Origin of the sequence: Micromonospora sp. NPDC053740 (assembly GCF_040677775.1) — a bacterium.
Classification (GTDB): Bacteria; Actinomycetota; Actinomycetes; order Mycobacteriales; family Micromonosporaceae; genus Micromonospora; species Micromonospora alfalfae.
In genome coordinates this window covers 85,295-95,519 of the sequence record NZ_JBFASO010000014.1, presented here as the reverse complement: position 1 = coordinate 95,519, position 10,225 = coordinate 85,295, and the positions used below count along the sequence as shown (strand labels likewise).

The window sequence follows — 10,225 nt, the reverse complement described above, 5'->3', positions numbered from 1 at the left end:
CGGCGCCGCCGGGCCGGTTGGCGCCGCCGGGCCGGTTGGCGCCGCCGGGCCGGTTGGCGCCGCCGGGCCGGTTGGCGCCGCCGGGCCGGTTGGCGCCGCCGGGCCGGTTGGCGCGGCCGGGGTGATGGCGGTGGCGCGTCCGCGCGTCGTGCCGGCCTGGAGCGCCGCCATCACCTGACGGACCTCCTCGGGCGAGCGGGGCGACGGCGTGTCGGTGACTGTCGACCGGGGCTGGGCCGCCGCCGGGGTACGACGTCGCACCCGGCGGGGCAGACCATCCAGCTCGTCGTCCGGCTCGTCGGGGGTCGCCGACCCCTCGTCGCGCCCGTTGGCAGGCGCGATGGCCGAGGTCGGCGCTCCGCCGGGTGGGGCGGGCGGGGCTGTGCTGGCGGACGGGGCCGTCGGCGGGCGGGTACGGGGGCGGGTCACGGTGCCCCGGCGCGCCGTCCGGGCCAGCCGCCGGCTCGGGTCGGCAGACGCGGTACCGAGCGTGGCGGGGTCGGGGCCGGCCGGCGGCTCGGTGGTGACCAGGTCGCCGGGGATCAGCACCACGGCGGTCACACCACCCTCCCCGGATGGGCGCAACCCCACCCGTACGCCGTGCCGGGCCGCCAGCCGGGCCACCACGAACAGGCCGAGTCGGGCGCTCTGCGCCGGGTCGAACTCGGGCGAGCTGGCCAGTCGGGTGTTTGCGGTCTCCAGTGCCGCGTCGGACATGCCCAGCCCCTGATCGGTGATCTCCAGGGCGTACCCGTTGGCCACCTGCGCCCCGGTGACTGTGACCCGGGTGTCCGGCGGGGAGAAGGCGGTGGCGTTCTCGACCAGCTCGGCGAGCAGGTGGATGATGTCGCCGACCGACCGCCCCAGCACGCCGGCCGGCTGCACGGCCTTGACGTCCACCCGTTCGTACGCCTCGACCTCGGAGATCGCGCCGCGGATCAGGTCGACCATCGCCACCGGGTTCCGCCAACCCCGGCCGGGCGCGGAGCCGGCGAGGATGACCAGATCCTCGGCGTGCCGGCGCAGCCGGGTGGCCAGGTGGTCGACCTGGAACAGCTCGGCAAGCTCGTCCGGGTCCTCGCTACGCCGCTCCATCCGGTCCAGCAGGTGCAGCTGGCGGTGCACCAGGCTCTGGCTGCGGCGGGCGATGTTGAGGAAGACCTCGTTGAGCCCGCGACGCAGGGTGACCTCGTCCACCGCGGCCTGGACGGCGGTGCGCTGCACCTCGGTGAAGGCCCGCCCGACCTCGCCGATCTCGTCGTGGCCGTACTCCAGCGGCGGTGCCTCCCGGGCGACGTCGACCTGCTCGCCACGGCGCAGCCGGGCCACCACGTCGGGCAGCCGGTGCTCGGCCAGCTCCAGCGCGGCGGTGCGGACGCCGCTGAGCCGCCGGACCAGGGTGCGGCCGACCCGCAGCGCCACCAGCACCGAGACCACCACCGCGACGAGCCCGAGCACGCCGGCGGCGGCCAGCCGCACCAGGATCCGGACCGCCATCGGCACCGAACGGTCGGTCAGCGCGTCGGCCTCGGACAGTTCGAAGTCCCGCAACTGCTGCTGCACCGCGTCCTGGCTGGCCTGCCAGGCCGCCGCGTCGACCGTCGGCCGACCGGACCGGTTGGGTACGACAAGCGCGTCCTGCATGCTGCGCAGCCTGGTGAACGCCTCGCTCTCGGTCAGCCGTTGGTACGCGACCCGGCTGCTCTCGGGCAGGTCGGCCACGGCGCTCTCGGTGAGCCACCGTTGGTTGCCGATGGCCTGTACGAGCTGGGTGTGCTCCCCCTCGGCGAACCGTCCGGCGGTCAGCGCGCCGGCCAGCAGCGCGTCGCTCTGGCCGAGCAGCTCCCGGGAACGACCCAGCGCGGTGAGCGCCAGGGCCTGCCGGTTGATGTCCGGGTCGGTCAGGGTCGCCATGCCGGCGAACGCCTGGAAGGCCGCGGCGACCATGCCGCTGTACAGGCCGATCGCGCCGGCCCGGTCCACCTTGCGCTCGTCGATGAACTTCCGCCCGTCGGGTAGCGCCGCCAGGGCGTTGACCAACTGGTCGACCCGCGTTTCCAGCAGGTCGTCAGCGGCGTCGCGCAGCGGTTCCCCGTCCACCCGGCGGCGCAGCTCGGCGACCGCCCGATCGGTGCGTCCGCGCTGCTCGGCGAGGGCGGGCAGCTCGGTACTGCCGGCGAGCTGCACCACCGAGAGTCGGCGCTCCCGTTGCAGCTCGGTGACCACTGTCTCGCCGGGGCGACCCAGGTCGTACAGCAGGGTGCGGGCGGAGAGCAGGTTCAGGGCGGGGCCGAAGGTCAGCGTGGTCGCGAAGATCCACAGCGCCAGGAGCGCGGTCACCGGCGCTACGACCAACGCGGTCAGCTTCGAGCGGATCGGCCAGTCGCGGGTTTTCATCAGACCTCGCCCGTACAGGGTGGCAGGAGGGGTGCCGGCGCCGCCGGGCACCGCGCCTGCCGGTTGCGCGCCCGGCCGCGTCGCCGGGCACCGGCGCGGGCGCCTTGGGCAGGATACGTAATCGGAGGCTGTTTCACTACCGCCCGTGTCGTCACCGCCCAAGCGCCTCTTCTGGGATGAATCAGGTTTTGGCCGGTGAGTAGTTGCGCCCCTCGTCAGGAAAGTGTCTCGGATCGGGATTGGCGATCACTGCGTGGAGGGAATAGCAGATGACGAAGGAGGAGCCCATGTCGCCCACGCAGATAGTCGTCATCGTGCTCGTCGTGCTGGTGATCGTCGCGGTGCTGGCCGTGGCCGCCCGCTCGCTCAACAACCGCCGGGCCCTGCGCAACCGGTTCGGACCGGAGTACGACCGGGTGGTGGCGGAACAGGACAGCCGGTCCGCCGCGGAGCGCGAACTGCGCGACCGGGAACGCCGGCATGCCGAGCTCACGCTCACCCCACTCACCCCGGAGTCCCGGGCCCGGTACGCCGCCGCCTGGGAGGAACTCCAGGTCCGCTTCATCGACTCCCCCGGCGAGACAGTGGGTGACGCTGACGAACTGGTCACCCGGCTCATCGAGGAGCAGGGCTACCCGACCGGTGACTTCTCCGACCAGATCGCCCACCTCTCCGTCGAGCACGCCCGCACCCTGACCAACTACCGGGACGCGCACGAGATCCATCTGCGCAACTCCCGTGGCGAGGCCAACACCGAGGAGCTGCGGCAGGCGGTCGTGCACTACCGCGCACTCTTCGCCGACCTGCTGGGCGAGGAGCCGGTCGGCCACCACACGCCCGAACAGCGCCACCACCCGGACCACGACGCCACGAGCCGCTGAGGAGGCCACCGATGCGCCAGGAAGAGCAGCAGGTGAGCAACGACCACCCGGAGGCAGTCCGGTCCGCGCCCGTGCCGGTACCCCCGGCCGGCGACCGGGCCGGCCGCTCCGACGTCCCGGAGGACGCCCTCGACGACCGGGGCACCTTCGACGACCAGGCCGCCGACCACGAGCGGGCCGACGACACCGACCGGGCCGACGACACCGACCGGGCCGACGACACCGAGCGGGCCGACGACACCGACCGGGATGCCGCGTACGACAGGGCCGACGACGAGCTGACCGACGACTCCGACCCGCGCCACCGGCGCGACGACCGGTCCACCGACGAGGGCGGTTTCCACGAGCCGGGGCCGCTGCCGACGACGTTCGGCGCGACCACTGTGGCCGACGCGGTGGCCGCCTCCGCGCTGGCCAGCCCGCGTCCGCAGGATCAGCCGGACCCCCGGGCCGAGCGGACCGCCCAGCCGGGCGATGGCGCCGAGGATGGTGAGCGGGAGGGTCTGCGCGCCGACCCGACAGCGGAGCTGCACCGTCGCGACGCGTACGTCGACGACAGTGCGGACGTCGACGACCGCACCGACCTCGACGACAGCACCGACCTCGACGACAGCACCGACGCTGACACGTCCGCGCGGACCGTCATCCCCCCGGGGAGCACTGACGGCGACCCCGAGCGGCGCGTCGATCTGACCGGTGACCGGGACGCCGCCGCGGCGGGCGCGGCCGGCTACGGCAGCGCGACCCCGGAGATGGTCGACCCGGACGCGGACGGCGAACCGGTCCCCGGCGACGACACCAGCCCCACGCTGGAGTCGGCCGGAACGTCCCGACCCGCCGGGTCGACAGTCGCGGCCGAGCCGGCCACGCTCCTCGACGCGGACACCGCGCAGGGCTTCCGGGACCGCTGGCGAGACGTGCAGCTGCGTTTCGTCGACGACCCGCAGGCGGCTGCCGGCGAGGCGCAGTCGCTGGTGCAGGAGGCCATTCAGGCCCTCTCCTCGGCGCTGGCCGCCCAGAAGAACACGCTGGGCGGGTGGCAGGACGCCGGCTCCGCCGACACCGAGCAACTGCGGATGGCGGTCCGCAACTACCGGGACTTCCTGGACCGCGTACTCGGTCGCTGAGTCCACCCGAGCAACACTGGCGCCCCGGCCGAAACGGCCGGGGCGCCAGCTTGCGTACCGGTCGTCGCCGAGCCCACCAGACCGCCCGAACGATCCGAACACGGCAGTCTCGACACCTTCGGGAGTGAAATCGTGCAGACGGGGTAATAGGGCGCGCGCGAACCAACCAGCGTGGACGTCGGGACGAGGGGTGACGGGATGGACGGCGACGGTCTTCGGCTCAACATGAACGGCCTGGACTACCTGATCCTGGCGCTGTACTTCGTCACGGTCCTCGGGGTCGGCTTCGCCGCGCGTCGGGCCATCCGGACCAGCGTCGACTTCTTCCTCTCCGGCCGCTCCCTGCCGGCCTGGGTGACCGGTCTCGCCTTCGTCTCGGCGAACCTGGGCGCGTTGGAGATCATCGGAATGGCCGCCAACGGGGCCCAGTACGGCGTCATGACGGTCCACTACTACTGGATCGGCGCGGTCCCGGCGATGGTCTTCCTGGGCATCGTGATGATGCCCTTCTACTACGGCTCCAAGGTCCGCAGCGTGCCGGAGTACCTGCGGCTGCGGTTCAACCGCCCCACCCACCTGCTCAACGCGATCAGCTTCGCCGTAGCCCAGGTGCTGATCGCCGGCGTGAACCTGTACGCGCTGGCCCTCGTCATGCAGGCGCTGCTCGGCTGGCCGCTCTGGACGGCGATCGTGGTCGGCGCGGCGATCGTGCTGGCGTACATCACCATCGGCGGCCTGTCCGGGGCGATCTACAACGAGGTGCTCCAGTTCTTCGTCATTCTGGCCGGCCTCATCCCGGTCACGGTGATCGGCCTGGTCAAGGTCGGCGGGTGGAACGGCCTGATGGACGCGGTCGGCGACACCAAACTCGGCGAGGCCGGGCTGCACGCCTGGCAGGACACCGGCAGCACCGCGAACCCGCTGGGCGCGCACTGGATCGGCATCGTCTTCGGCCTCGGCTTCGTGCTGTCGTTCGGCTACTGGACGACGAACTTCGCCGAGGTGCAGCGGGCCCTCTCGGCCAAGAACATGAGCGCCGCCCGGCGTACGCCGATCATCGCCGCGTACCCGAAGCTGTTCATCCCCCTGGTCACCGTCATCCCTGGCCTGGTGGCCCTGGTCACCGTGAAGGGCCTCGGCGCGGAGAGCGGCGACCTGCAGTACAACAACGCCATCCCGCTGCTGATGCGCGACCTGCTCCCCAACGGCGTGCTCGGGGTGGCGGTCACCGGCCTGCTCGCCTCGTTCATGGCCGGCATGGCGGCCAACGTGAGCGGCTTCAACACCGTCTTCACCTACGACATCTGGCAGGCGTACATCCGCCGTGACCGGTCGGACGAGTACTACCTGCGAGTCGGCCGGTGGGCGACTGTCGCCGCCGTGGTGATCGGGATCGGCACCGCGTTCATCGCGGCCGGGTTCAGCAACATCATGAACTACATCCAGGCGCTCTTCTCCGTCTTCAACGCGCCGCTGTTCGCCACCTTCATCATCGGCATGTTCTGGAAGCGGATGAGCGCGCTGGCCGGCTTCTGGTCGCTGCTGCTGGGCACCCTGGTGTCGCTGAGCCTCTACCTGCTCTACAAGGGCGGGGTGATCGATTTCAACTCCGACCTGGAGGAGAGCTTCTGGGGCGCCGGTCTGGCGTTCGTCACGGCGGTGGTGGTCGCCGCGATCGTCACTCCACTCACCTCGCCCAAGCGGGACGAGGAGTTGCGCGGGTTGGTGTACGGCATGGGCGGCGTCGACCTGAAGGGCGACGTGCTCGCCGGGGACGCCGCCTGGTACCGCTCCCCGGTGCTGCTCGGTCTGATCGCGGTCGCGCTGGCCGCCCTGTTCTACATCCCGGTCTTCTAAGGAAAGGGGTCGGCAGATGAGCAACGATGGCCAGCCGGCACAGGACCCGCTGATCGACGAGGCGCAGGCAGAGCAGCGGCGCTCCGCCGCGGCCCGACTGTTCGACATCCGCCGGGTGATCGGTGGCCTCTTCGTCGCGTACGGGGTCATCGTGACGCTGATCGGCATCTTCGACAGCCGGGCCGAGATCGACAAGGCCGAGGGCGTACGGATCAACCTGTGGGCCGGGCTGGCGATGCTCGTGTTCGGGCTGCTCATGCTGCTCTGGCAGTGGTGGCGCCCAGCGGAAGCCCCGGCCCCGAACGAGCAGCAGCCCGACGCCTGACCGCCTGACCGCACGGCATGAGCACGGCCCGGCCCGACCGCCGGGCCGTGCGGCATGAGCGCGGCACGAAGGGGTACGTGGGGGAAATCAGGCACCGTGTCGGACACAGGAGGCAGCACCATGACCGATCGCGATCGCCAACCGCCGCTGGAGGACAGCCCCGAGGTGGCCTCGGCGGTGGACGATGACGCCACCGTGCCGCAGCTGCGGACCGGAGGTGGCCCGGACCGGGACACTCCGGGCTTCGCCGAACCCCGCAGCCGACCGGACGACCTCGCACCCGACACCGACGAACTGATCGGCGATCCGTACGCCGCCGGCACCGGGGCGACCGGGACGGGCACCGGCGCTGGCGGGGACAACATCCGCACCGGTGGCGAGCAGCAGTGGGAGCCGGAGGACCTGGTGATGGCCCGCGGGCAGGATCTGACACCGGAAAACCTGGAGAAGGCCCGCCGTGACCTGGCCGAGCAGGGCCGGGCGGCGATCGAACGCACAGTGCCCTGATCGGGGCAAGGGGGGGTCCCCGGCCCGACCTGTGACGGTCGAGCCGGGGACCCGGGGGGAACCTGCTGCCAACAGTGCCTCACCAACCACTGGCAGCGGGTTGGTGCGTGGGCTACCCGATCAGAGCGCCGGGTAGGCGTTGCGCATGAGCTCCTGGAACTGGGCGGAGAACCAGGCACCGGAGATCGGTGCGTTGGCCAGCGCTCCGGACGGGTTGTTGCCGTTGCGGGCGTTGCCGCCGTACGTCGGGTCGCACATCCGGTCGAAGCCCTTGCCCTCGTTGTTCGGGATCTCCTTGCTGGAGCCGTCCGACTCACCCGGCGGCTTCACCCAGACGTAGGCGTCGATACCCGTGGCCGGGTTCGCCCGCGGCCGCTCGCCGAGACCGGCACCGGCCTGGTTGCACCAGTTGCCGAGGTGGGCCCGGCGGTCGATGCGGCCTCCGTTGACGTACGTGTCCACGCTGGTCGTCGCGCCCGGGCCGGTGGGCCGGGCGGAGCCGCCCCAACCGTTGCGGGACGTGTCGATCAGCATGCCGATGTTGGAGTTGAAGCCCACCGAGACCAGCTGGTTGCGGAACGCCTGAGCGAAGGACAACTCGTCGACGTAGAAGTTCCAGTCGACCCACTTGGACTGCCGCACCGTCTGGCCGTTCACGTTGTCGGTGACCTTGAAGTACGGCTCCTGCAGCGCCGAGTAGTTCGCGGTGTTGGTGATGAATCCGTGCACGTTGTTGACAGTGCTACCGGAGGCGACCGCGGCGGTCTTCAGGATGTTGGAGGTCGGGACGAAGTTGGAGTCCCAACCGAGCCAGCCGTGGTGACCGGCGTCGATGTAGTTGTAGACGTTGCCGATCGCGCCCAGCTTGGCGAGGGCGTAGCCGACACCGTTGACGTACGCGCCGTTGGCCTTGACCGTGTCGCACATGACCGTGCCGCCGGCCTGATCGGACGTGTTGGTGACCAGGTTCGGCAGGGAGTCGATCTCGATGATGTTGACGATCCGCAGGCTGCTGTACTTCGACTCACCCTGGATCGCGGCGATCGGGTCGATGTACTGGGACTTGTACTTCGGCAGTTCGTCCGGGCCCAGCTCACCGTTGGAGGCGAGCGCCGAGCAGTCCCGGCCGGGCAGGTTGTAGATCACGAACTGGATGTAACCGGCGCCCTGGCGCAGCGCCTCGTCCAGGTGGTCCCGCACCCCGAAGGCGCCGTTGGAGCTGCTGTCCGGCGTGCCGTTGATCGCGGCGATCCGGTCCAGCCAGACGGCGGTGGGGTTGTTGGAGACCCGGCTTCCGCCGGCCTCGGCGTCCGCCTTGGCCTTCCACTCCGGGTTCACGTACCCGCGCACCCCGGCGTACGGGTTGTCGACCTTGACGCCGGGAGGCGGCGTGGTCGGCGGATCCGTCGGCGGATCGGTCGGCGGGTCGGTCGGCGGATCCGTCGGAGGATCGGTCGGCGGGTTAGTCGGCGGCGTGGTGCCACCGTTGCAGACCACACCGTTCAGGGTGAACGAGGTCGGCTTCGGGTTGCTGCCGCTCCACGCGCCGTTGAAGCCGATGCTCGTCGACGCGCCGGTGGCCAGGGTGCCGTTGTAGGACATGCTCCGGGCGGTGACCTGGCTGCCGGACTGGGTGAACGTGGCCGACCAGCCCTGCTGCACCCGCTGGCTGGAGTTGGCGAAGGTCCAGCCCAGCGTCCAGCCGTTCAGCGGGTCGCCGACGTTCTTGATGGTGACGCTCGCGGTGAAACCGCCGGGCCAGTCGTTGCTCGTGTACGCGATGTCGCACTGCGTCGCGGCCTGCGCCGCGGTAACCGGAATCGTTACGAGCCCACCGGCGACCAGGGCACCCGCGCCGGCGAGCGCGAGGGCCCGGCGTGGGCCGGTTAGCCTTCTCCACACATTCATGCCACTGATCTCCTTGGGCGAGACCGGGCCCAGGTACGGCCCGGCGGGACGGCCCGATGGGCGTCCTGCACGGACGGCCGTCGGCGCCAACGGGATTCTTTGGGGGGCGCCCGACCCGGACGGGCGATGGTGGTGGTGTTGCCCGGCCGATGCGTCGGCCGGTCGATCGGCGGCGGGTGCGTCGCCCGGTGAAACCGGGTGCCCTCGACTCCCCTGCCTGCACGGTGTGGCTCTCTGAACCGCGTTCGCCGATTCTTGCATGGGAGCGCTTCCATGGCAATGGCTCGATGCGTCGCCGGGAGTCGTTTCGGACGATACCTCCGAGTGCGCCCGACCGGCACGGGCCGCTCGGAGCCGCCGCTACCGGATGACCGGGGCAGGCCGGGCACGGGCAGCGCGGAACACCGTGCCCCACCCACAGGCGCCCGGGAGACCTGACACGGCACTCAGCGCAGCGAAAGCCGCGTACCACCCCTTCACCTCTTACTTGGATCAAAGGTAAAACGCGAATCTTTCACTTCATAAGTCATGAAACGGTCTAACGTCGGTCTTAGCTCGGTTGTCGCCGAGCTCAGGACAACAGGGATGGAGTGACGCAGGTCATGGCTAAGAAGATGCTCGGGAAGGTCGTTGCGGGCGCCGCGCTCGGCGGCGCGTCGCTCCTGGTGTTCGCACCGGGGATCGCGTTCGCCGACGGCCACGACGACGGCAAGGTCTACGCCAAGCCGCACGTCGTCAAGGCTGGCGACGAGGTCAAGCTCCTCGAGATCTGCCCGGATCGGCAGGAGCACGCGTACGTGTGGTCCAAGGTCACCGGCAAGGTCAAGCTCAAGCCGGCGCACGAAGAACGGGGCGAGGACCGCGAGTGGCGCGAGGAGGAGAACTCCTCCGACCACGACAAGGGCAAGGACGAGAACGGCAAGGACGAGAACGGCAAGGACCACGAAGGCAAGGACGAGAACGGCAAGGACGACAAGGGCAAGGACCACGAAGGCAAGGACGAGAACGGCAAGGACGAGAACGGCAAGGACGACAAGGGCAAGGACGAGCACAAGGACGAGAACGGCAAGGGTGGCCAGGGTGGCGGCGCTGCCGCCGACGCCTACGGCGACGAGGACAGCAAGGACTGGAAGGGCGAGGAGCACGGCCAGGACGCCGAAGAAGGCCGTGACAAGAAGGACTGGGAGTCCAAGGACGAGCAGGGCTCCGAGTACGGCTCCGAC

General features: G+C 70.7%; 7 protein-coding genes and 1 pseudogene. 6 read left to right on the top strand and 2 right to left on the bottom strand.

The genetic code is table 11. From position 1 onward, the window contains the following. Positions 1–2,397, bottom strand: a 2,397-nt coding sequence (locus tag AB0K35_RS30565; RefSeq protein WP_363889802.1) for a nitrate- and nitrite sensing domain-containing protein, incomplete at its 3' end; no start/stop codon positions are given. A gap of 287 nt (positions 2,398–2,684) precedes the next feature. Between AB0K35_RS30565 and AB0K35_RS30560 the strand changes: the two genes are divergently transcribed. The 5 genes from AB0K35_RS30560 to AB0K35_RS30540 all read left to right on the top strand — a co-directional run bounded on the left by AB0K35_RS30560 (position 2,685) and on the right by AB0K35_RS30540 (position 7,094). Then, positions 2,685–3,278: a hypothetical protein gene (locus tag AB0K35_RS30560; protein WP_238670584.1), complete on the top strand. Its 594-nt coding sequence runs from the start codon at positions 2,685–2,687 to the stop codon at positions 3,276–3,278. An 11-nt stretch (positions 3,279–3,289) separates the two neighbouring features. Continuing rightward, entirely contained in the window at positions 3,290–4,405 is a 1,116-nt protein-coding gene (locus AB0K35_RS30555; RefSeq protein ID WP_363889799.1) for a hypothetical protein, read from the top strand. A gap of 198 nt (positions 4,406–4,603) precedes the next feature. Then, the gene (locus tag AB0K35_RS30550; protein WP_238670490.1) at positions 4,604–6,262 is read left to right on the top strand and encodes a sodium:solute symporter family protein; all 1,659 of its coding nucleotides are present in this window, start codon (positions 4,604–4,606) and stop codon (positions 6,260–6,262) included. 16 nt (positions 6,263–6,278) lie between these two features. Further along, positions 6,279–6,587 carry a hypothetical protein gene (locus AB0K35_RS30545; protein WP_238670491.1) on the top strand — a complete coding sequence of 103 codons (309 nt, stop codon included), beginning with the start codon at positions 6,279–6,281 and terminating at the stop codon, positions 6,585–6,587. 120 nt (positions 6,588–6,707) lie between these two features. Then, complete coding sequence (locus AB0K35_RS30540; protein WP_238670492.1) at positions 6,708–7,094, top strand: hypothetical protein; 387 nt, start codon at positions 6,708–6,710, stop codon at positions 7,092–7,094. A 120-nt stretch (positions 7,095–7,214) separates the two neighbouring features. Here the strand turns inward: AB0K35_RS30540 and AB0K35_RS30535 are convergent, their stop codons facing one another. Continuing rightward, positions 7,215–9,002: a glycoside hydrolase family 6 protein gene (locus AB0K35_RS30535; protein WP_238670494.1), complete on the bottom strand. Its 1,788-nt coding sequence runs from the start codon at positions 9,000–9,002 to the stop codon at positions 7,215–7,217. Between the two features lie 602 nt (positions 9,003–9,604). On the opposite strand from AB0K35_RS30535, the pseudogene AB0K35_RS30530 reads away from it, so the two are divergent. After that, positions 9,605–10,225: pseudogene (locus AB0K35_RS30530) on the top strand (hypothetical protein); the annotation flags it as partial.

Coding starts and splice junctions, on each gene's coding strand:
- AB0K35_RS30535 (WP_238670494.1), bottom strand. CDS start 9,002: ATGAATGTGTGGAGAAGGCTAACCGGCCCACGCCGGGCCCTCGCGCTC.
- AB0K35_RS30550 (WP_238670490.1), top strand. CDS start 4,604: ATGGACGGCGACGGTCTTCGGCTCAACATGAACGGCCTGGACTACCTG.
- AB0K35_RS30555 (WP_363889799.1), top strand. CDS start 3,290: ATGCGCCAGGAAGAGCAGCAGGTGAGCAACGACCACCCGGAGGCAGTC.
- AB0K35_RS30540 (WP_238670492.1), top strand. CDS start 6,708: ATGACCGATCGCGATCGCCAACCGCCGCTGGAGGACAGCCCCGAGGTG.
- AB0K35_RS30560 (WP_238670584.1), top strand. CDS start 2,685: ATGTCGCCCACGCAGATAGTCGTCATCGTGCTCGTCGTGCTGGTGATC.
- AB0K35_RS30545 (WP_238670491.1), top strand. CDS start 6,279: ATGAGCAACGATGGCCAGCCGGCACAGGACCCGCTGATCGACGAGGCG.